Source organism: Citrobacter sp. CF971 (assembly GCF_006385635.1).
GTDB lineage: Bacteria > Pseudomonadota > Gammaproteobacteria > Enterobacterales > Enterobacteriaceae > Citrobacter > Citrobacter freundii.
Window position 1 is genome coordinate 1403062 of record NZ_CP041051.1, and the last position, 23335, is coordinate 1426396.

Sequence of the window (23335 nt, forward strand, 5' to 3'; positions counted from 1 at the left end):
CCTATAATTCAGTTCAACAAATGAACAGTGACATGGCGGAGAGACAGCATGAATCAGTATCAGGCGATTGTTATCGGATTTGGTAAAGCGGGTAAAACGCTGGCGGCAACACTGGCCAAAACGGGTTGGCGGGTAGCGATTATTGAACAGTCAAACACCATGTATGGTGGGACATGCATCAATATCGGCTGCATTCCCACCAAAACCCTGGTACACGATGCTGAACTTCAGCATGACTTTGCCGCAGCGATGCAGCGCAAGACCTCCGTTGTCAGTTTTCTGCGCGATAAAAACTTCCACAATCTTGCCGATCTGGAAAACGTGGATGTGATTGAAGGTCGTGCTGAATTCATTGATAACCATACAGTGCGGGTCGTACAGCCAACAGGTGAGGTTGAACTGAGCGGCGAGAAAATCTTTATTAATACTGGTGCCCAGTCAACGATTCCGAACGTTGAGGGATTAACCACGACGCCTGGCGTATTTGACAGCACCGGGTTGTTGAATTTGACGCAACGTCCCGAGCGTCTGGGCATTTTGGGCGGTGGGTATATCGGCGTTGAATTCGCATCGATGTTTGCCAACTTTGGTAGCAAAGTCACTATTTATGAAGCAGCTCCGCAGTTTTTGCCTCGTGAAGACCGGGATATTGCTGACACTATCGCCAACATTTTACGCGACCAAGGCGTTGAGCTGATCCTCAATGCCAACGTGCAGTCTGTCTCCTCTCACGATGGTGCAGTACAGCTGCACATGCCGGAAGGTACCCAGACGGTGGATGTGCTGCTGGTGGCATCGGGTCGCAAACCGGCGACTGAAAATCTGCAGCTGCAGAATGCGGGTGTAGATGTAAACGACCGTGGTGCCATTATTGTAAATAAATATCTACGTACCTCGGCAGATAACATATGGGCAATGGGCGATGTCACTGGTGGATTACAATTTACCTATATCTCGCTGGATGACTTCCGTATTGTGCGCGACAACCTGCTAGGCGAGGGGGTACGTAACACGGGCGATCGTCAAAATGTACCATATTCCGTCTTTATGACGCCGCCGCTTTCCCGCGTCGGAATGACTGAAGAACAGGCCCGCGCCAGCGGTGCGGCGGTGCAGGTCGTGACGTTGCCGGTAGCGGCTATCCCGCGTGCGCGGGTGATGAATGATACCCGTGGCGTACTTAAAGCGGTGGTGGATAGCGAAACGAAACAAATATTAGGTGTGTCGCTGCTGTGCGTGGATTCTCATGAAATGATTAATATCATCAAGACGGTTATGGATGCGGGGTTACCTTATACCACATTGCGTGACCAAATATTTACCCATCCAAGCATGAGCGAATCACTAAACGATCTCTTTTCTCTCATTAAATAATAATAGCGTAGTCTACATATTTGCCCCACCCGTGTGGGGCTTTTTTATTTGTTTTTATACTTTCTGATACTAATTGACAGTTATTTTGGCGTTACGGATGAAATAAAATAAGGTGACATCTTTTATTATATTTCCACTGAAATAACTTGTTAATGGGAATAGAAATGAACATGTTTAAAACTACGTTACTAATGACTGCATTACTGACTGCTCCGGTGACATTTTCCGTGTTAGCGCAAACCGAGGTTGCCCACGTTAGCGTATCAGCTGTGTCTGGCACTCCTTCCGTGGTGGAAGATGCCATTGCGAAACTGGCACAGGAAAAGAAAGCGACTTCCTGGAAAATTACCTCAATGCGCATTGATAGCAGCACTCACGCAACGGCAATTTTGTACAAGTGAGGCGAGCCGGAATGGAAAAATATCTTCGTATATTGGGCAAAGGTGATAGGGTTGGATTAACCTTGATTCGCCTGAGTATCGCGATTGTTTTTATCTGGATTGGGTTATTAAAATTTGTACCTTACGAAGCCGACAGCATTACGCCGTTTGTCGCCAATAGTCCGGTAATGTCATTTTTTTATGAGCATCCAGAAGAATACAAACAACATTTAACCCACGAAGGTGAATTCAAACCGCAGGCTCGTGAATGGCAGACGGCGAATAACACGTATACGTTCTCAAATGGCCTGGGCGTAGTCGAAGTTCTTATCGCTTTGCTGGTGCTGGCTAATCCTGTTAGCCGTTGGCTGGGATTAATTGGCGGCGTTCTGGCATTTGCCACACCAATTGTAACTTTATCATTTTTAATAACCACACCAGAAGCATGGGTGATGCCGCTGGGTGATTTACACCACGGATTTCCGTACTTGTCAGGCGCTGGACGGTTGGTGCTAAAAGATACGTTAATGTTGGCGGGAGCGGTGATGATCATCGCGGATTCTTCCCGATCAATTATTAAGCAAAAGTATTGAATTTTTAACGTTGTACCCTCTGCAAGACAGTAAGCCACTATAGTTCGATTCGGTAATTACCGGGCCAGCAGGACGCTGGCCTTTTTTTCTGCCCTAAGGGAAATTTATGTTATACATGAAATACAATGATTCGCTTTGCCACAATAACCAGTCGGACTTATATTACTGATTAATAATATAGTTACGTAAGCATCTTCTTTCTTCTTTCGATAGAGCACCAGTTCGCATATTGCGTAGTTCCTCCATCAAAACCCATTCATTTTTCTCTGTTTTTTTCTGTACAATTCTTGCTATTTGTTATCTCAAAATGACACTTTAAAAAAGATTGTTATTCACTTTTGTTATAATTAAACAACACGTTCGCATGGTTTTAGGCATGACTTCAGCTAGAATTAACTTTGATTAAATGTTTTTACGTATCAATAAATGGCTAAAGATAGTTAAAAACTTAATTTTTAATCAACTGTTCGACATGGAATCCACTATGGTAATTAAGCACCAGGGGTGGATGCTGATCTCGCGTTTTGTGAGTAACCAAACGCGGGACATATCTTAAATATGGAAATAAGGGTTTTAGAATGAGCTTTGGATTAGCAAAGGAAGATAAGTTTGAAATCATAGCTACCCTTCGTGAAGAGCTGCACAAGAAAACGAAACTGGAAGTGTTATGTGAAAACAGTAGCGTTATCACGCAGTTAGAGAAGGTTGATTTCGAGCGGTTTGTTATCTCCTGGCACGAAGACATTGTTCCTGAAAAGGTCCAATACTTTATCCTGCACAGCGAAAGCGGGATTGTGAAATTTAGTGCCAGATTCGAGCAAACCCCATCAGCAGGTGCAGAAGTAGGATTATCCTACCTCATACCGGATTTGATTTTCTTTGCCCAGCAGAGACAAAATCAGCGTTTTTCTTTCATGAAGGGGTATGACTTTTTCTGTTTTGGTCGTTACAAAAATGGAGAAAACTACTCTCTCAAGATTAAAAATATCTCGCAGGGTGGTTGTGCGTTAATCGTTAAAGATGTAAACGCCCGTTTTCTTTATAAAGATGCGGTGATTAAAAATGCATCTCTGGATTTCGATACATTTGGCAGTTTACAACTGGACTTAAAAGTGATCGATGTCGTCCTGATCAATGAGTTTGATGAGGATAACCAGTTGTATTCCTGTCATCAGATCTCGTGTGAATTTGATTTTAAAAATCGTCGTGAAGAGACTGAAGTCGAGAAAATTATTATTAAATTTTTAATGAGTAACAAGATTAGAAGCTTATAAGGAACGGTGAACAGGATGTTGATGTGTGGCAGTGATAATTTTGTGGGCAATGGTATGTTTGCCTACCTCACCAGCAAACATGTACCGATACAAACATTCCAGTTTGAGGATATGTTGCATCAGTCATCATTATGCCAGCATCAAACCATGGTTTTTAATATCATCGATAATGAACATGCGTGTTCGGACATTGTTCAGTTTTTGAATAAAAACCGATTCAAATTTTATAATAACGTCGTGGTGATTGTTGCTGATAGTTTGGTGGCGAAATTATGCGTAGAGTTATTATATGTCGAAAAAATAATAGTTTTGACTGAAAAATCTTCATTGCGTGATTTTGGTCAATTGGCGACATTATCAGTCGGGAAATGGAACCCCCGACTGTATCGTTCGCAGAAAAGATTAACCGAAAGAGAGCAGCAGATCCTGAACTTACTGGTAAGTGGTTATACAGCCAAAGAAATTTCTGATTTAGTTAGCCTGAACTATAAAACGATTCAGGCACATAAGATGAGAGTCGTCGCCAAGCTTGGCCTGACCAATACCTCTGATTTAAATAAGTTAATTGTCAGATTTACCCATCGTATGTCTTTTTTACCCTAACCTGACCATTCTTTTCTGATGTAATACATGATGTAGCCCCCTGAAACACCGGACAGTAGCTGTATCTCCAGATAAGAGATAGGCTTGAATATATGTCTAACACTAACGCCAATTTTGAGATGACCGGGATCCTGTTAGGGCAAGAAGTCCGTAAACGTAAAACTCCTCAGGAGAAGATCGCCATTATCCAGCAGACGATGGAGCCGGGTATGAATGTCTCCCATGTCGCCCGCCTGCATGGTATCCAGCCCAGCCTGCTGTTTAAGTGGAAGAAGCAATATCAGGAAGGCAGCCTCACCGCCGTTGCGGCTGGAGAGGAAGTCGTTCCTGCTTCTGAGCTTACTGCTGCTCTGAAGCAGGTCCGGGAGCTTCAGCGCCTTCTGGGCAAGAAAACGATGGAAGTTGAGATCCTGAAAGAAGCCGTGGAGTACGGTCAGTCGCGAAAATGGATAGCGCACGCGCCCTTGTTGCCAAAGGACGGGGAATAGCCATGGTCAGCCGGACCATGGGCGTGTCGCGTGCGCAACTGTCACTGCGGATTAACCGTTCTGCCGACTGGCAGGACAGGCGCTGTAACCGGCGTAATGAAGAAGCAGACGCAGAAATACTGTCGGCTATCCTCAACATTATCAGCGATATGCCGAGTTATGGTTATCGACGCGTGTGGGGCATCCTGCGCAAGCAACGTCGCACAGAGGGACAGCCACCTGTGAATGCCAAACGGCTTTACAGGATAATGAGCGAGCATAACCTGTTGTTGTTGCATCACAAACCAGAGCGACCGAAGCGTGAACATAAGGGCAAGATAGCGGTGGCAGAAAGCGATATGCGCTGGTGTTCAGATGGCTTCGAGTTCGGCTGCGACAACGGCGAAAAACTGCGGGTAACGTTCGCGCTGGACTGCTGCGACCGTGAGGCCATAGACTGGGCAGCAAGCACGGGAGGCTATGACAGTTCGACCGTGCAGGATGTGATGCTGAGGTCGGTGGAAAAGCGCTTCGGCGACAGGTTGCCCGACACAGCGGTGCAGTGGCTGACGGATAACGGTTCAGCGTATACCGCGTATGAAACGCGGAGGTTCGCGAGAGAGCTGAATCTGGAGCCCTGCACAACAGCGGTGAGCAGCCCGCAGAGTAATGGCATGGCCGAACGGTTCGTGAAAACGATGAAAGAAGACTATATCGCGTTCATGCCAAAACCGGATGTGAGAACAGCACTGCGAAACCTTGCAGTAGCGTTCACGCATTACAATGAAAACCACCCGCACAGCGCGCTGGGATATCACTCCCCGAGGGAATACCGGCGGCAGCGGACATCGTTAACTTAAGATACAAAAGCTGTTCGGAGATGGAGGGTCAAGATCATTCTGATGTAATACACCTAATAGTAGATACAATTCGGGAGTGATTTTGACTGGTTTTTAATGTTATGATTTGTAGAGGGAGAGGGGAATGTTTAATTCCAATGAGGTGCTAACTGCGCTTGAAAAGGCTTTGAATACCAGTCAACTTTATATGGTTTATCAGCCTATTTTCAATTTACATGCCCAGTGTATAAGCGGATTTGAAGCATTAATGCGTTGGAATAGTCCTCAGATGGGTATGATCTCTCCCGATGTTTTTATTACGTTACTGGAAGATAGCGGCAATATTATTTCAATTGAAGATATGGTTACTCACTCTCCGTGGGATGTTGCAACTTCCTGGCCTGACCCCATTGTATTATCCGTCAATATTTCCGCGCTTGAATTCTGCGATCCTCTGTTACCCCAACGCGTCAGACAAAATCTTGCCACCTCCGGATTGCCGGTCCATCGATGCCAAATAGAGGTCACCGAAACGTCACCGCTGTACGACAGTCAGATTGCGGCTAAAAATATGACGGAATTAAAGGCGATAGGGGTCAAGCTTGCGCTTGATGATTTTGGAACCGGTCATGCTAATCTTAATTACCTGTTGAAATATCCTTTTGATACCTTAAAAATTGATAAAGAATTTGTCACTGGCATTGAACCCGACACCCGATCGACAAAGATTGTTGAGGGTATTATTTCACTGGCGCATAATTTTGGTATCGAAGTTCTTGCCGAAGGGGTGGAAACCCAGTCCCAACTGGACCGGTTGATGCAGATTGGTTGTGACAAAATTCAAGGCTTTTTCATTTCTCCCCCGGTGCAGGCACAAGAGATCCCTTCACTCTTAGCGCAATATAATCGTTAATCCTTCCGTATTTACGTTTCCCAATCCCTTGATTGTTCCACGTTGCTGGTAAGTCTGTAGGCCTGATACGCGTCGCGCATCAGCCACCCCTGTAATACTATAAGCAAAAAAAAGCCCCCTGCTGAACAGGAGGCTGGCGAGTTTATGTCAGCTTAGAACGATTTCTTAAAGCCGATAGAGGCATTGACCGGCGCTTCGACCTGCGACTTACTGCCGCCGTTGCTGAATTGCGTACCCAGCTCACCGTAGACCTGCAGGTTTCTGTCGATAGACCATGACAGGCCGGCTGCAACTTCAGTGCTGGAGTACTGCTGTGAAGATTCCAGCGTAGTGGTGGCTACCGCATTGCTAAAGTGCGTTTTGTCTTTTGAACCCAGACCCTGCCAGACGTTAACCCTGCCGTACGGCTGGAATTTGCCATGGTTGGTGTCATAGTCAGCGACCAGACGCACGCCCAGACGCGCGGTAAAGGAGTCTGCGGTATCCATTTTCACTTTCGTTGGGGTCACACCATCCAGCGTGCTGTTATCAAAGTCGCTGTATTGGTAGATCAACTGAGCCTGAGGCTCCAGACTCCATGCGCTGGCGCCTAAACGGAACGATTTACCCACCTCTGTCGACGCCGTCAGCGTGTTGCCTCTGACGGTATACGAGCTGTTGTTACCGGTCGCCGCCAGGCGGGATTTATGGTTACCGTACTGCAGGACGTTATCAACATACATACCGTCACCCGAGAACCAGGTCGCATAGCCACCGACGTAAAATGCGTTGTCGTCGATGTTACCGCCTTTGCCATCGCTGCCTGTCTTCGTGCCTTTCACATTGCTGTCGATATCAAGGATGCTGGTATACATCCCGGCTTTCCAGCTTTCGTTAGCATACATATCAACGCCGACCTGGATACCCATGGTATGGGAGCTGGTTTGCGTACCGGCAGCATCATCCAGTTTGGTTTTACCGGAGTAGCCAATCATTCTTGCCCAGGCGCGATTGTCTTCATCAATGCCCGGTTTAACCTCGTCCCCCATACGTTGGTGCATGTTACCTAACAGGCTAATATCACCCTGACGTACTACGCTGGCGAGGCCAGAATACAGCATGGTTTCTGGACGGTATTCACTTCTCAGATACCAGTTTTCACCCTGGCCCTGAGCATTACCCGCATGTAGTTGGTACTCAAACGCACCTGCAGCCATACGATCGGCGGCAAGATGGAAGGCATCCCGCGACGTTTGCGCGGTTGTGGTTGCGCCATTGAGCGCAGTCACCACTTCGATACCATCCCCAATGGTCGGCGCGCCAAGACCAGAACCATCGATATCCAGCAATGTGCTACCGCTGGCTTTACCGCCATCGATAATCAGACGGTCGGCAATGCCTGCTCCGCTACTATTCTGGATAGCTGCCATGTTGATAGTCCCTTTTTCGCCGGTGTAATCCCCTTTGACGGTTAAGGTTGTGCCAGTCTGCTGACCGATGAGCGAGACATCGCCACCGTTGCTCAGGCCCGCTACCGTCTGGTTATAGCCCTGCGTGTTCAACGTGGTGTCTGCGACTACATAGTGGTGTGATGCGCTACTCAGGGTGTTGGTATTACCCGCTTGCAGCACGCCGTTGGCGATCAACGTAGCGCCGCTGTAGCTGTTTTCACCTTGCAGCTCGGTAATGCCGCTACCGGTCTGATGCAACTGGCCTTTACCACTGATATTGCCGGTCAGCGCCAGGGTATCGCCACGATTGACGTTGAGTACGCCGTTATCAATGATATCCCCCTGAATGCTGCCAATATCACCGCCGTTACCCAGTTGTAAAACGCCTTGTTCGATGGTGGTGCCACCGGTGTAGGTGTTATCCAGCGTCAGGGTGAGGGAGCCTATACCGGTTTTGGTCAGTTGACCGTTACCTTCGACTTCCGTCAGCAGAGAAACGTCATGACCGTTGGTGTCGAATGTCCCGCCGCCGGATTCCAGCGTCACCTGACGGGCAGTATCAAACGCTTCGCCATACTTCAGCGTACCGCCATTAAAGGTAATTCCCGTATCTGCCGCACCCAGGTTGGTATCACCCGCCACCTGCAGCGTCCCTGAGGTGATGGTGGTGCCACCGCTGTAAGTATTGTCGCCGGTGAGAATCAGCGTACCGAGATCGCCTTTATTCAGGCCGCCGGTACCACGGATAACGCTGTCGATAGTGGCGGTGTAACTGGCGCCGTCTACTGTGCCATCGCCGACACGAATCAGGGTGTTTGCCGTGTCGGTGGTAATGGCTTCTCCGCCCACACGATAACCATCGGTGGCGAACTGCGCGCCGCTGATGATGACATCGCCTTTGCTGTTATCGACGGTTACGTTGCCCGCTTCACCCTGGAAGACGGCGAATGCGGCATCGGTAAACGGTGCGTTCAACGCGCCTTCTGGCGTCGATTCATCGGTAGTCCAGTTGTCGTTACCCTGGCTGGATTGCCAGATACCGTCGCCGCCGTTAATGACGCCGTTATTTTTCAGCTCGCCATTCTCACCGCCGGTGCCGTCCCAGAAGCGCAGCGTCAGTCCGGCGTGGTTGACCAGGTTGACCTGATTTTTCACCGATGTCTGCACGTACAGGCTGTCAGCTGCTTCCGGTGCGTTAGCAATATCCATCACATTGTTGGTCAATGTGCCAGTGTAGTTGATGACGCGGTAAACGCCCACATCAAAGCTTCCGCCTGGTGAGGTTTCAATGTTGAGCTTACCGTCGAGCGTCAGATCGCCATTTACGTCAATCAAGTCGTTGAAGGCACCGCCCGGGGTATAAGCCTGACCAAACTGATAATCCAGTTGGGCGTTATCACTGAGCGTCAGAGAACCGGTAGTCAGTTTACCCACACTGTTGATAGCTGCACCCGCGGTAATATGCGCGTCGTCCAGCACATCAACCGCGCCGCCGATAATACCGTTACCGCCGAGCGTTGCCCCGGATTTCACCGTCACCTGGCCGGTAGCCGCAGACTGATTACCGTTGACCAGCAGCACGCCTTCATTGACGTCCGTGGTGCCGGTGTAAGTGTTATCGCCGGTCAGCGTCAACGTACCGTCACCGATTTTCACCAGGCTGCCGTCGTTGCCGCTGATAATACCGCTGATGGTGTCATCAAGATGCAGATTACCCAGCGACAGTTCTTTATTGCCCAGTTCGACATTACCCGCGCCGGACAACGAGCCGATAGACGTTGCGCTGTCGACTGCGCTGATATCGACCTTACCGCCCACCAGGTTTTTAACGACGGTGTTCTCTGCCATCGCATAGTCAGCAAAGGTCATCAGTCCGCTGTTATTCACGGTGGCATTGCCCCCGCTGGCATTTTCTTCCAGCGCCAGGGTACTGTCTTTTGACACGTTAACCGTCGCGTTGCCCGCACTGGCGTTGTTGGTTAACACCGCTTTCGCCGTGCCCGTCAGGTTCAGCATTGCGCTTGCGGCGGTGACGTTATCCGCCAGCGTTAACAGGCTGTCGGCGATGTTCATAGTCAGGGATTTCAGGCTGGTATCTGTCCCGCTGACATTGAGCGTCGCACCCTTATTGACGTTCACGGTGCTGCTTTCATTACTGCCAAAGGCTCCGGTTTTGCTGACGTTGACCGTCACATTGTTGGCGTTTCCGGTACCGGCAATTTCGGTGTCGCCTTTGTAGCTGTTTGCGCGGTCGAGCGACAAGGTGCTGCCCGCATCACTAGAGCTGCTGGTGACTTTCAGTTTACCCTCGCCGGTAATCTCACCGGTTGGCGTGAAGTGGTGCGAATTAAGGTCAAACACCGCAGCATTCTCATTCGCTCCCAGCTCAATGGTGCGATTGCTGGTCAGGTTCGCGCCCAGTTGCAGCGTTGAACCGTTATTGATGGCCAGGTCAGTTCCGCTCTGGCCGAGATTGCTGTCGGAGGAGATCTGCAACGTGCCGCCATCAATGCGCGTGCCGCCGCGATACTCGTTGTCACCGCTGAGGATCAGACGGCCAAGGTCGGTTTTCACCAGTGTCAGCTTGTCAGCAGTACTGGCCTCGCGGATAACGGACTCAATGGTCGCGGTATAGTTTTGCCCCGCGCCACCAGCGCCAACGCGCACCAGTAGTTCGCCAGTCCCCGGCGTCTGGCCTGCGTGGGTCGCGTTTTCCGTGGTGGCATACGCGTTAAGCGCATCGCCTTTAACGACATAGCCATCGGCATCAAACTGTGCTCCGGAGAAGTTAACTTCTCCCGCGGCGTTATCCACGGTAACGGTACCGCCTTTGGTGGTGAAGACGGCGAAGGACTTCTGTGCCCAAGGGGCGTTACCTTCACCGGTTGCGGTGGTCCAGTTGTTATCACCCTGACTGCCGATTGCCATCCATTTGCCATCGCCACCGTCAATTTTGCTGTCGCCTTCAATGCCGGACGCGCCGTGGCTCTGATTAACGGTTGCGCCGTCCCAGAACTGCAAGGTAACGCCGTTGGCATTCACCAGGTTGACCTGTTTGTCGATGGAGGTCTGAACAAAAATATTGCTCTTATCCTGGCTATTCGGTATCGCGCCTAATTCCAGCGTCTGGTTATCCAGCGTGCCACCGTAGTTATAGATACGGTACACGCCCGGTCCGAAGTTACCGCCCTGTGAAGTGGTGACGTCCAGAGTCCCGTCCAGTTGCAGATCGCCTGCGACGTTAATCAGATCGTTTAGCGCGCCGCCTGGCGTATAGGCTTGACCCAGTTCGAAAGCGGAGGTCGTTTTGCTGCCAAGCTGTAGATTACCGTTAATGGATAACGTACCCGCACCGCCGTCACCGGCGCTGAGGGTAGAGGCATCGTTCATCAGCACGTCGCCGCCGATCACCCCGTTACCCCCCAGCGTCGCCGTACCGCTTACGTTGGTCACACCCGTCGCGGCACTCTGATTACCTTTCACCAGTAGCGTACCGCTGGTGACGGTCGTGTCGCCGGTATAGGTGTTATTGCCCGTCAGGCGAGTAATACCGTTACCAATCTGCTGTAAAGCACCGATCCCGGAGATTACGCCGCCAAGCAGCACATCATCGGCCCGATTAATCGCCAGCACGCCATTGTCGATGATGTCAGACACGGCGTTGACTCCGCCTGTATTTCCGCCGTCACCCAACTGCAGAGTACCGGTTTGATCAATAGTGGTGGAGCCGGTATAGGTGTTGTTGGCGGTAAAGACAGTGGTGCCGCCTGCCGCGCGTTCAAACTTCCCATCACCGCTGATGACGCCGTTATAGATCTGCGCAGCCGTCGTGTCGCCCTGCGTGTCAAAGATGACCCGGCTGCCTGCACCCTGAGTCGTCACATTGTAGTCAGCGATGGTCGCGGCAGTGCTGGTGGACTCGCCGTGATCGCCGGTACGCAGCGTTGCGCCATTGGTAACCGCAATGGTTTTACTTGCCAGTTGCAGACGATCGACGATGCGCATATCTGCACTTGAACCGCTAATGGTCAGTGAGTCCCAACCCGTGCCGATGTTGGTACCGGTGGTCAGGTTATCGCTGCTCAGACTGCCAATTTTCGCACTGTTACCGTGTGTATTGGTGAAGGTGAGGGCGTTGCCACTGCCGGCTTCGGTAGTGATATGGCGCGTTTTATCCAGCGTCACATTGCCGATGTTGGCTTTATTGTTGCCGCCGGTTCCGGCGAAATTCACCTCGCCGGCAAAGGTTCCGCTTTGCCAGTTAAAGGTGTCCTTGCCTTCACCGGTGTTGATCACGCCACTGGTGATACCCTGGCTGATATCAATGGTGTCATTGCCCTTGCCAGATTGAATCGCCACTGCCGTATCGTTGATAGCCTGAAGGGTACCAGTATTGGTGATTTTTTTATTGCTGTCACCGCTGGCATCAATAACGGGTGCGGTGGTGCTGGCAGAGATAATTTTTCCGCTATTGGCTATTGCGCTAACATTTTTAGCGATGATTGCAGAACCACCTGCGCTGTCGTAGACGTTGATATCGGCATTGGTGGTGACCTTACCGTCCGTATTGGCGCGGATACCGCTGCCTTCGCTGTTATGCACCTCAACGGTATAGCCTTTACCGATGGTCAGATTGCCTGTCACTGCGTCACCATTGCGCTGCTCAAAGGCGAAGCCGGTACCTTTACCGTTAACGTTCAGAATGTTATTCAGGCCATCTTTCATGTTTAACGCGACGCTGGTACGGATCCCCGGACCGTCGTTGGCATTGATGGTGACATCATTGAGTGTGATATCGGTATTGTTGGCATCGTTTTGAATGCCCGCGCCAGTACCTTTGGCACTAATAATCACCCCTTTGGCAGCCAGCTTACCGGCCCCTGTGTCCAGGCGAATACCGTCAGCAGTGCCATTGGTGGTGATGGCATCGCCAGTATTACCAGTAATATTCAGGCTGGCGCCGTTGGTCAGCAGAACTCCTGCGGTTCCATCATCGACTTGAATCTGACCCAGTTTTTTAATCTGTGCGTTCGAACCCGAAGCTTGTACGCCAATGCCGTTACTCACATGTAAGGCAGCGGTCGCGTTATTGGTTAAACTCCCGCCTTGTTGCACGTTAACACCAATGCTGTCGGTGCTGGCAAGATCGATAATTGCCTGGGTATCGAGGATCAGGCTGCCCTGGTTCCTTGCCACATAGGCAATAACCTTGTTGCCGCTGGCTTCTGAAGTGATTTTTGCGTTTGAGGTGAGGATGGTCGGAGTGGCGCTACCTTCTGCGTTGCCATTCAACTGGTGAGCCTGACCGTCCACTACCCCGGCAATGGTTCTTTCACCGGTTAAATTGATGGTGGTTTTATCGCTGATGTTACCTGTGGCGCCGCCTTCAACCAGCAGCGCTGCGGAGTCGGTGCCCTGCACGGTGAACGTGGCTTCGCCGGTATCCACACTACTGCCTGTGCCCGTCGCTAATACGCCAACGGACTGTTCGCCGCTTAAGGTCAGGTCAAGGTTAGAGCTGGCCTGACCGTCAGGAGTGGTGGTGTTACCGGCCAGCATTGCACCATTGGCAATACGGAAAATGGTGGTGCGATCTTGCCCGTTGTCATTCATTACCGCCTGACCAATATTGGCGGTCGCGCCTTGACCATACAGGTAATAGCCAATCTGATCGGTGCTGTTGAATGCCGGGCTACTCAGGCTGTCGACGTTAGCGACGGCGTTATCACGCACGTGTACGCCGATGTTCCCGGCTTTGTTTAGCGTGATGTTGGAATAGACGTTGACCACTGCCTTTCCAACTTTGCCACCTTCAGCCCAGACGGCATAGTTACGGTTACCGACACTACCTTCACCATCAACTACGATAGAGCCTGAAGCGCTGGTCGTGGCTTCGGCATTTTTGTTAGTTGCGCTGACGTGGATGCCGACGTTGTTGGTGCCGTTGACGTTAATCTTGCCGTCGTTGCGGATTTCCTGATTATTTTCCGCGCCGCTGTCACGCACGGTGATACCGTAGTTCCTGCTACTCCCCGCGCTGGAATCGCCATTGATCACGATATTACCGGTATTGATGACGTTGCCGGTCGCGTTACCAATCAGCATACCCGCGGCGTTACGTACGCCGGTTCCCAGCGTGATAAGGCCGTTGTTAATCACCTCTTTGGCGCTCTTGGTCATGATCCCGGCGCTCAGACTTGAACCGCCTGCCATGGTGACATCTTTAGACGGATCACTTGCGTTACGGCCAAGATAAATAGAGGCACCTGCGCTGTTGGTAAAGGTGGCGTTGTCGGCGACTTCTACGCCATAGGCGATGCCGCTGCCGTAGGATGCACCGTTTTTGCGCCCGTCCACGACGTTGATATCGCCGTTGTTGACCCCTTGAGCATTGTCAGACAGTTGCATACCAATGGCCAGCGTCAGCTCGCCAGCGGGTTTGTCCTTACTCCAGGGATCGGCGGCAGAAGCGGTACCGAAGTTATCGGTGGTGATCGCCTGGTTGATGGTGCCTTCGTTGGTGATTTGACTGGCGCCTTGCCCCTGCATACCAAATGCGCCATAGCTGTTGACGTTTTGGTTGCCGTCTTTATCAATAAACAGCCCGGAGTTGATGATCCCGTTGTTGGTTGCCGTCGCGTCTTTTGCCAGCATGCCAATCGCCAGGCTTTGCCCGGTAGATGTGCGTAATGCGTTCAGCTCACCAAGGTTAGTGATAACCCCACCATTAATGGCTTTCATCACGCCATTAATACTGCCGTCAACGGCAATAATCGCGTCTTTGTTCAAGGTGCCTGAGGTGCCTGCGCCGTTGGCGTAGATGGCATGTAACTCACCACGGCCAGCGGTCGCGTTGTTGGTATGTGACAAACCGTCGGTCCAGACGTCGTAATCCCAGCTGAGTATGTCAGCTGGCTTACCGGAGGTGAGCAGATTTTCAATCAGCCCGGCGTACTTTGTTTGTGCTGCGGTGACGGTTGTGACTTCCTCCGCATCTATCCACAGCTGGATTTGGCTGACTTTTTCACCATCAGGGTTGAGTGCCGCGTCGTCGCTTTTGCCCAACAGCCAGTCATTGAATTCGGCCAGTTCTTGTGTGTTGGTAATGGTAAATGTGCGCTCCCCGGTTTTGACGACCTGACCATCCTCGTCATAGCCATAGGTCATCAGCGTCACATCATCGCCAAACACGGAGGTTTGCGCTGAACCGGTGAACGTTTTTTCAGGGATCACCGGGGCTGCGTTAAATTTTATATAGTTATCTGACTGCCAGTTCACCTGGCTTGCAGTACCTTGTGCTTCCAGCAGCGAGGAATCTTTTGCCAGCATTTCAATGGTATTGGCTTTGTCACGCACATTGAGGGTGTCGTTGCCAATATTCAGATTGGCAATGGAGCCATTTGTCGCCAGTGCGATACCAAATTGCTTATAGATTTCTGATTTCTGAGCATCAAAGGTGTTTAATACCGCATCGCCGACTTGCGCTTCGGTAAGAAAACCATTTAACTCATTGGTATCAAAGACTTTGATGGTCGTTTTTTCACCGGGAAACGCCGGATCGTTGATATCAAATTCTGTGCTCTGCGAAGGCGTTGACGACTGGTTGTAAGTCAGGTATTCCGCCAGTTCTTCAGAGTTGGTAATGGTTTTTACGCTCTGGTCAGGGCTGGTCGCCAGCAGGGTGATTTTGCCGCTTTCCAGCAGTTCCCGGATAGTGGTTGATTCAACAACGCCGCTTTGACCCGGGCTAAATGTTGGGATTGCACCACTGATATTCAGTGCCTGACCAGTTGTGTTATCTTCATATAAGAAGCCGTAGTCGTGGATACCCTCATAAACCCCAGCGGAAATACCTGTCTTGAAGTCTTCATGAATATCGTGTTCACCCGTTGCGGTAATCTGGGCTGCAGAAGCCAGCAATGAAGCACCGCTTAATGCGCCAGCTGCCAGTACGGCGACAGTTTTACGCGAGCTGCTTTTTTTCTTTCCTTTCGTTAATTCAGAAACGACCACCCAGATACCGAGCGCCGCGTTCCAAATAATGCTGTAAACTTTGTTCATATATAACCCTTGTCTACATTCCTGTTATGTATGTGTTAATACGTTGAGTTGTTGGCTATGGTTGGCACGCGGATGTGCTACCCGGTAATGGATTTTGGAAATAGGGTTCCCTTCCGTGCGATGCGGAATTAAAAAAGCGAGTCGAAAGAAAACCTCTTTAAATAATAACCGTGATAATTGTCCTTAAATAAGTCAGTTACGGCTGGCTATAGTGGGAAATGGTGTACTTGAGCCGGGTGTTATTTTTGCCGAGTTTTCTGGCAATATTGCTTTTGTACGCCCCGATGGTTTTTTCACTTTTTTGTGATGCCCCGGCGATTTGTGTCAGTGACCATCCTCGGGCAAGCATCATCATTACGTTAAATTCGTTAGCTGTAATTTTTGTGTGTAGTTCTTTGATACTTTGTTGTTTTTTGTTTTGCGTGATACGTGTGACGGTCTGTAATAGCTGATCAAGGCTGGTGTCTTGATCGAGAAATTGCATGTTCTTCTCGCAAACGGTTTGAAAAATGGCAAAGGTAGCTTCATCTGCCAAAACAATAATTTTGGTGATAGGTCGTAAAGCCATGTTGCGGATAATCCTGGCATATTTTAAAAAATCTGATTTGTCAGGATTAATGATGATGCAATCCGTTTCATAAGGGAGCATTTTGACAGCAGAAAGTGTCTGGGAGGAGTAGTACGTGATATCAATAAATAATGATGAGCCACGTAGGATTTCTCGCATGCCTAGCCAAGGGTAAATTGAGTCACCCAAAAAAATAGCTTTTGACATAACGATCTCCTTGAAATTTTGGTGCAAGCAGTCGCCTCTTTTTTTAGGTTAAAAAAGAGTTTCTTGCGACGCGTGAAATGTTAATTAAATCTCGTATAACGTTCTGTGCTGTGAACGTATCCTTATTAATTCCAGATCAAACAGAAATTCTCTGTATTAATTAGAATCATTAACTATCCTTAAAGTGGATATTACACTTTGTTAAAATTTAAGATAAATCGTTTATTTCAGCTCTGAGTAAATGATTGATAGATTTCGCTTATGGATCGGGATAATAATAAGAAGGAGGTTTGTATAAAGGCAGGGTATTCCTAGGGTTAAAAAAAGGTATTTATATGTAATGGCTTTAATTTCAATAAGATACTCATTTTTCTTCATGGGATTAATTGAGGGTAGGAGAATTCTTAATCCTGGCCAGGACGTAGGAGGTGGAAGGTCAGGAGAAGAGGGAAATATTGCCGAATTTACACCTATCGGCTAAAAATAGGATTATTCCAGATTATATTTCTACGTTAAAGCAATTTATTAGTGCTTTATCCTTTTTTGGTCTTTTTGTGCCTAATGTTGAAATCTGGCTTGCAGGTGTCATTTTGTCTTAATGCGCTAGCGATAGCGCTTAGCCCGCCAACAGCTCCTGCTCAACCTGTTGCACCTGTTGTTCCAGCGTATTGCGGATTTCCGTAAGCGCCCGTTGTTGATCGGAGAAGTAGGCCTCTTTATCTGTCACGGAGGTGGCAAGCCGCCAGGCGTTCTCCGCTTCCAGTTCGGTAATCTCTTTCAGCAGCGCGTTAATGTGTTCTCTGAGCTGTTGTATTTTGCTGCGTAAATGCTGCAAATCGTTCAATCGGTCACTCGCCATCATCGGTTCGAGGCCGCTTTGCAATTGAGTCAGTAGCGCCCGGACGGCGGCAAGATCGGCATTTTGGCGTGCCTGGTTAAGCTGCACCATCATCTGATGCGCTTTCTCTTTCAGATCATCGGCTACCACGTCCGGGTGGCAAAGACGGCTGGCCTGACGCCACAGGCGTTTTAGCTCATTACGTTCATCAGAGGAAAGCCGCTGGTCACGACTAAAACGATGCTGCGCATCCTGCTGCTGCTCCTGATATTCATCATATTCATGGCTGGCCTCTTCCTGTGCCTGACGGGTTGCGCTGTCGTCCTGGCGAGAAAAGTCGTTTTCCAACTCACGAATCTCCGCCAGAAGGGCGGTAATCAGTTCCGTTTGTTGCTGAATACGTTGGCGTGTTTCCACCGATTCGCGCGAATCTGAATTCTGGTTCATCCAGTGCTGCTTGAGCCTTGCCAGTTGATCAACAGCCTGGGAAATATAGTGCTGGCAGGATTGATAGTCTTTTTCCCGGCGTTTTCGCTCCGCTTCCTGTTTGCGCTGGGCGCTGGCGGCGAGCTGTTTACGCAGTTCGAGAATGCGGCTCATCAGCGGTCCAAGACGGAGGTGATACAGATCGTTGAAATCATCGAGGATTTGAATGCGCGTGTTGCGCTTATCGATCAGGTCACGCAGCTGTGTTTCGAGCGCTTTGAGTTCCAGCTTACTGGCGGCAATGGCTGGATCCTGCCACGTAGAGACTGCCCGTTGAGATTGCAGCCAGGCCGAGATTTCACGCAGGGCATCACTAAAGCGTCGTTCTTCGATCGCCTGCACAATGGTGCCTGGCACGACGGATAACGGCTCATTTTTAAGATGCGCCACCTGCTGGAAAATAATCTCCTCATCTTCCAGTTCAATAGCGCTTTTGACGATTTCCAGTCGTTTGATGATCTTATTCATGACAGTCGTTGCCTGGCCTGGCTAAAAAACGAGTGGCTGAAACACAGCTGGTTCACCCGTTTGAAAATGTTAGAAAAACAGTAAAGCGCATTCTGTGGCCTGTCATGCCTTTTCGTCCAGAATAATTCACCGTAATTATGAACAAACGCAATGCTACAGGCACGGCCGGTCCTTATTGCGCCTTGCGACAACCAGGTTGAAATGTTAAAAGAAGCCCCTTCAATAAAAACGACACAGGGGAAGGGCGTGAAAAACGCGTCAACTGCATCTGACACCAGCGTGTCTGATGCCGCGTCAACAAATGAGCCGACGCTTCAACGAGGGTTGCAAAACCGCCATATTCAGTTAATTGCACTGGGCGGTGCAATTGGTACGGGCCTGTTTTTGGGCATTGGCCCGGCTATTCAGATGGCGGGACCTGCGGTGTTACTGGGTTACGGTGTGGCCGGGATCATCGCTTTTTTGATTATGCGTCAACTGGGCGAAATGGTAGTGGAAGAACCCGTTTCCGGATCCTTTGCCCACTTTGCCTATAAATACTGGGGACCGTTCGCGGGTTTTCTGTCCGGTTGGAACTACTGGGTGATGTTTGTGCTGGTCGGTATGGCGGAACTGACAGCGGCCGGGATCTACATGCAGTACTGGCTGCCCGATGTCCCGACCTGGATTTGGGCCGCGGCATTCTTCGTGATCATCAACGCCGTCAATCTGGTCAACGTACGTCTGTATGGCGAAACGGAATTCTGGTTCGCACTGATTAAAGTGCTGGCCATTATCGGCATGATAGGTTTTGGTGTGTGGATGCTGTTTTCCGGTAACGGCGGGGAACATGCAAGCATCGATAACCTGTGGCGTTACAACGGCTTTTTTGCTACCGGTTGGAACGGATTAATTCTGTCGCTGGCAGTGATTATGTTCTCCTTTGGCGGGCTGGAGCTTATCGGGATTACCGCCGCGGAAGCGCAGGATCCGCAGAAAAGCATTCCAAAGGCGGTAAACCAGGTGGTGTACCGTATTCTGCTGTTTTACATCGGTTCTCTGGTGGTGCTGTTGGCGCTATACCCGTGGGTGGAAGTGAAATCCAACAGCAGCCCGTTTGTGATGATTTTCCATAATCTTGATAGCAACGTGGTGGCTTCTGCGCTGAACTTTGTCATCCTGGTGGCTTCGCTGTCGGTGTATAACAGTGGCGTCTACTCTAACAGTCGTATGCTATTTGGTCTCTCGGTTCAGGGGAACGCGCCGAAGTTCTTAACCCGCGTCAGCCGTCGCGGCGTACCGGCGAATTCACTGATCCTTTCCGGTGCTATTACGTCGCTGGTGGTACTGATCAACTATGTGCTGCCGCAAAAGGCCTTTAGCCTGCTGATGGCGCTGGTGGTCGCGACGCTGCTGCTGAACTGGATTATGATCTGCCTGGCACATCTGCGATTCCGGGCGGCGATGCGTCGCAAGGGACGTGACACACAGTTTAAAGCGCTGCTGTATCCAGCAGGGAACTACCTGTGTATTGCTTTCCTTGGCATGATCCTGGTGCTGATGTGTACGATGGATGAGATGCGCCTGTCAGCTATCCTGCTGCCAGTGTGGATCATTTTCTTGTTTGTGGCCTTCAAACTGCTGCGTCGTAAGTCCCGCTAAGTTTCTACCGATCTCATCCTGGTGATGAGATCGGTGATTTATCTATTCTGCAGATTAACGCTGAAATGCGCCAGACAGTGCGCGAATATCGTTTCCGGTAGGCGACTGATGAATGCGCAGGCCAAACTCTTCGACCACGGCAAAGATATGGTCGAAGATATCAGCCTGAATACTTTCATATTCCAGCCAGACCACCGTATTGGTAAAAGCATAAATTTCGATTGGTAATCCGTGATCGTCTGGCGCAAGCTGGCGCACCATTAACGTCATATCTTTGCGAATACGCGGGTGATGACGCAAATATTCGTTCAGATAAGCGCGGAAGGTGCCAATATTGGTCATTTGGCGGTGATTCAATACCGATTCAGGCGCATCTAATTGCTGATTCCACGCGTCGATTTCCTGGTGACGCGTGGTCAAATACGGTTTCAGCAGGTGTGCTTTATGCAGTCGCTGACGCTCATCCTCATCAAGAAAATGGATGCTGGTGGCATCAATGCTGATGCTGCGTTTAATTCTCCGACCGCCTGAAGCCGACATTCCGCTCCAGTTTTTAAAAGAGTCTGATACCAGTGACCAGGTGGGGATCGTGGTGATGGTGTTATCCCAGTTGCGCACTTTGACGGTGGTTAAACCAATATCGATAACAGCACCGTCTGCACCGTATTTCGGCATTTCCAGCCAGTCGCCAAGCTTAAGCATGTCGTTGGCCGAGAGCTGTATTCCGGCCACCAGACCGAGTATCGGGTCTTTAAATACCAGCATTAGCACGGCTGCCATGGCACCCAGGCCGCTTATCAGTATTGCCGGCGATTGACCTATCAGCAGGGAAATCATCAGGATCCCGACCAGGATGGCGGCGATCAGTTTGATACCCTGAAATATACCTTTTAAGGGTAATTGGGATGCGGCTGGGAGCTTTTGTGACAGGTTAAGAATAACGTCCAGCAGAGAAAACAGGGACAGCAGGGCGTACATCATGATCCACAGCTGTGCGCAAGTCACTAATATATCGGCCGCTTCACTGCCTTTTTGTAGCCAGAGTGTGGCCTGTATATTGACGATGATACCTTGCAGCGTAAACGCCAGGCGGTGGAATAATTTGTTCTGCGTGATAATTTGCAACCACAGACGGGAACTGGTGCTGGCGCGTTTTTCAAATGCGCGTAATACCACCCAGTGCAAAATAACGTGAACAATAATGGCGGTGATAAAAATAATGCCAAAAATCATCACCAGCGAAGTGGTGTGATTTATTTCAATGCCGAGTTCTTCTACCTGAGATATCAATTCCTGCATAACGTCTCCTTAATAAACAGCGGTCTATGATGACCGCTGTGTGGAGCTTATGCAAATGCGGGGATTAGACTTCTGTCAGCGTTGTTTCCAGCGGCAGGCGGGATTTCGGCAGCGCGGCGTTGAAATCTTCTACGCTGTGATGACCCACCGGGACCACCACTACGCTGGTGAAACCTTTTTCTTTCAGACCAAACTCTACATCCATCACCGCCGCATCAAAGCCTTCGATCGGCACTGCATCCAGACCCATTGCTGCAACGCCCAGCAGGAAGTTACCAACGTTCAGGTACACCTGTTTTGCCATCCAGTGGTTGTCATCTTTCAGTTCTTTGCGATGCATATCAGCAAAGAAGGTACGACCTTTGTGGTTTGCAGCTTTAGCTTCAGGGGTGGCGAAGCGGCCATCGCTCTCTTCCTGATCCACCACGCGCTCCAGCCACGCGTCGTCCATCGCCGTTTTGGCGCAGAACACTACTACGTGGGAAGCATCCAGCATTTTACGTTCGTTGAACACAAAGCCGCCGGCTGCGGATTTGGCCACACGCGCTTTACCTTCATCAGTACTGGCAACGATAAAATGCCATGGCTGAGAGTTGGTGCTGGATGGGCTAAACTGCAGCAGCGTTTTTAATTTTTCGGCCTGCTCAGCGGTCAGTTTTTTAGTCGGATCGAATGCCTTAGTGGAGTAACGTTTTAAGGCGACAGAAACAATATCCATAACTACTCCTGGTGGTTTTTTATACCCTGCGGGTACGTTTTGTTTCAGCAGGGTACAGGGTTAGCAGGAAAAAGATAAGACAGGAAAATGCAAAAACACTTATCGGGGTTAACGATAAATCAGTCTGGACGCAGGCGTTTTTGATCCCGCTTCGGCAAGCCGTCAACGACGCGGTGCCAGGAATCATTCACCAGCTCTGCCAGTAATGACTCGGTAATGTCGTCGCCCGGATAGACCGAGATCCAGTGCTTTTTATTCATGTGATAGCCGGGTTCAATGCTGGGGTAAATCTGCTGGTTTAACAGTGATTTTTGCGGGTCTGATTTCAGGTTAACCAGCGGGCGTCCGCGTAGCTCTGAGACCAGCATAAAAATTTTTCCGCCAACCTTGAATACATCGTATTCCGGGCCGAATGGCCAGCAGTGTTCGGTAAAAGGCAGTTCGAGCGCAAGGCGTTTCGCACAGGTATGCAGTGTCTGGCCGTCCATTATTGTTCCTCGCGGGTTAGTGCGCGCCACATCGCTTCAAATCCCATCGATATGTATTCCTTGGCCCGGGCAGAGTCGCGGGCTGCGAACTCCATGGTGGTTTCCGCCAAAGAGAGAAAAAGGCCATCGCCGAATGCGCGATATTCGTCAGACATAAACTCAGGTCGCACGGAGCGATGACAAAGATCGCGCAGTTCCGGGAACATATCGTCGGCCTGCTGTTCTGTTTCTTTGCTGATTTTCTCGCTAACGGCTAACTGGCGAATCGTGCGATGCCCACAGGTATGGTTCAGGCCCCAGCTAATGTAGCTGTTCCAGATATAGTGAGTCATGGTTTTGGCATCGGTCACTGAGCGATCCAGATTTGCCATCATCGACTGACAGAGATCGTGCTTTAAAAAGAGGTAAAGCTCGTTGATCAAATCATCTTTGGTCGCGAAATAGCGAAACAACGTTCCCTCCGCAACACCTGCATTGCGGGCGATTACGGCGGTAGACGCCGCAATACCTGATTGTGCAAATGCTGTGGTTGCAGCTTCCAGTAATGCCAATTTTTTGTCTTCACTCTTCGGACGAGCCACTACACTTTACCCTTAAGTTGTAAAAAGCATGATTGAATCACGGCCTTTGCAGCACCGCAACGGTGAATGTCAAAGATTGAAAATCATCTTGACGGCGAACTTTCGAT

General features: G+C 49.9%; 16 protein-coding genes. 9 read left to right on the plus strand and 7 right to left on the minus strand.

Annotation, left to right across the window (positions count from 1 at the left end; genetic code table 11):
- Nucleotides 1-48: 48 nt before the first annotated feature.
- The 7 genes from rclA (at nt 49) to E6P06_RS10175 (ending at nt 6443) form a co-directional block, all read left to right on the plus strand.
- Nucleotides 49-1374: a reactive chlorine resistance oxidoreductase RclA gene (gene rclA, locus E6P06_RS10145; RefSeq protein ID WP_003847475.1), complete on the plus strand. Its 1326-nt coding sequence runs from the start codon at nt 49-51 to the stop codon at nt 1372-1374.
- Between the two features lie 170 nt (nt 1375-1544).
- Nucleotides 1545-1775: a reactive chlorine resistance periplasmic protein RclB gene (gene rclB, locus E6P06_RS10150; RefSeq protein WP_003021959.1), complete on the plus strand. Its 231-nt coding sequence runs from the start codon at nt 1545-1547 to the stop codon at nt 1773-1775.
- An 11-nt stretch (nt 1776-1786) separates the two neighbouring features.
- Nucleotides 1787-2347 carry a reactive chlorine resistance membrane protein RclC gene (gene rclC, locus E6P06_RS10155; RefSeq protein WP_003021961.1) on the plus strand — a complete coding sequence of 187 codons (561 nt, stop codon included), beginning with the start codon at nt 1787-1789 and terminating at the stop codon, nt 2345-2347.
- 578 nt (nt 2348-2925) lie between these two features.
- Complete coding sequence (locus E6P06_RS10160) at nt 2926-3621, plus strand: flagellar brake protein (protein ID WP_061548877.1); 696 nt, start codon at nt 2926-2928, stop codon at nt 3619-3621.
- A gap of 21 nt (nt 3622-3642) precedes the next feature.
- On the plus strand, nt 3643-4224 hold the full coding sequence (locus E6P06_RS10165) for a helix-turn-helix transcriptional regulator (RefSeq protein ID WP_210420670.1): 582 nt from the start codon (nt 3643-3645) through the stop codon (nt 4222-4224).
- A 119-nt stretch (nt 4225-4343) separates the two neighbouring features.
- Nucleotides 4344-5551, plus strand: a protein-coding gene (locus tag E6P06_RS10170) for an IS3 family transposase (RefSeq protein ID WP_089617520.1) whose coding sequence is annotated in 2 segments (ribosomal slippage) — nt 4344-4665 and nt 4665-5551 — 1209 coding nt in all. Because the reading frame shifts where the segments join, the coding sequence is not laid out codon by codon here.
- Between the two features lie 124 nt (nt 5552-5675).
- On the plus strand, nt 5676-6443 hold the full coding sequence (locus tag E6P06_RS10175; RefSeq protein ID WP_032948757.1) for a bifunctional diguanylate cyclase/phosphodiesterase: 768 nt from the start codon (nt 5676-5678) through the stop codon (nt 6441-6443).
- A gap of 152 nt (nt 6444-6595) precedes the next feature.
- Here E6P06_RS10175 and E6P06_RS10180 read toward each other — a convergent pair whose 3' ends face one another.
- Both E6P06_RS10180 and E6P06_RS10185 read right to left on the minus strand, forming a co-directional pair.
- A complete protein-coding gene (locus E6P06_RS10180; protein ID WP_139935193.1) occupies nt 6596-15934 on the minus strand; it encodes an autotransporter outer membrane beta-barrel domain-containing protein in 9339 nt (3112 codons plus the stop codon).
- Nucleotides 15935-16130: 196 nt separating this feature from the next.
- Entirely contained in the window at nt 16131-16709 is a 579-nt protein-coding gene (locus tag E6P06_RS10185) for a LuxR C-terminal-related transcriptional regulator (RefSeq protein ID WP_139935194.1), read from the minus strand.
- Nucleotides 16710-17137: 428 nt separating this feature from the next.
- On the opposite strand from E6P06_RS10185, the gene E6P06_RS27635 reads away from it, so the two are divergent.
- Complete coding sequence (locus E6P06_RS27635; protein ID WP_156182975.1) at nt 17138-17308, plus strand: hypothetical protein; 171 nt, start codon at nt 17138-17140, stop codon at nt 17306-17308.
- 17 nt (nt 17309-17325) lie between these two features.
- Here the strand turns inward: E6P06_RS27635 and E6P06_RS10190 are convergent, their stop codons facing one another.
- Nucleotides 17326-18501 (minus strand): DnaJ family molecular chaperone, encoded by a 1176-nt coding sequence (locus tag E6P06_RS10190; RefSeq protein WP_003021972.1) that lies wholly within the window; start codon nt 18499-18501, stop codon nt 17326-17328.
- A 246-nt stretch (nt 18502-18747) separates the two neighbouring features.
- Between E6P06_RS10190 and pheP the strand changes: the two genes are divergently transcribed.
- The gene (pheP, locus tag E6P06_RS10195) at nt 18748-20142 is read left to right on the plus strand and encodes a phenylalanine transporter (RefSeq protein WP_139935195.1); all 1395 of its coding nucleotides are present in this window, start codon (nt 18748-18750) and stop codon (nt 20140-20142) included.
- 54 nt (nt 20143-20196) lie between these two features.
- Here the strand turns inward: pheP and E6P06_RS10200 are convergent, their stop codons facing one another.
- The 4 genes from E6P06_RS10200 to E6P06_RS10215 form a co-directional block, all read right to left on the minus strand.
- A complete protein-coding gene (locus tag E6P06_RS10200) occupies nt 20197-21441 on the minus strand; it encodes a mechanosensitive ion channel family protein (protein ID WP_003835682.1) in 1245 nt (414 codons plus the stop codon).
- A gap of 64 nt (nt 21442-21505) precedes the next feature.
- Nucleotides 21506-22159, minus strand: coding sequence for an oxygen-insensitive NAD(P)H nitroreductase (nfsB, locus tag E6P06_RS10205; RefSeq protein ID WP_139935196.1), 654 nt, complete (start codon nt 22157-22159; stop codon nt 21506-21508).
- 119 nt (nt 22160-22278) lie between these two features.
- Nucleotides 22279-22647, minus strand: a complete 369-nt coding sequence (locus tag E6P06_RS10210; protein ID WP_088902619.1) for an MmcQ/YjbR family DNA-binding protein — start codon at nt 22645-22647, stop codon at nt 22279-22281.
- Complete coding sequence (locus tag E6P06_RS10215; protein ID WP_003835677.1) at nt 22647-23228, minus strand: TetR/AcrR family transcriptional regulator; 582 nt, start codon at nt 23226-23228, stop codon at nt 22647-22649. The genes E6P06_RS10210 and E6P06_RS10215 overlap by 1 nt, the downstream gene beginning before the upstream one ends.
- Nucleotides 23229-23335 lie beyond the last annotated feature (107 nt).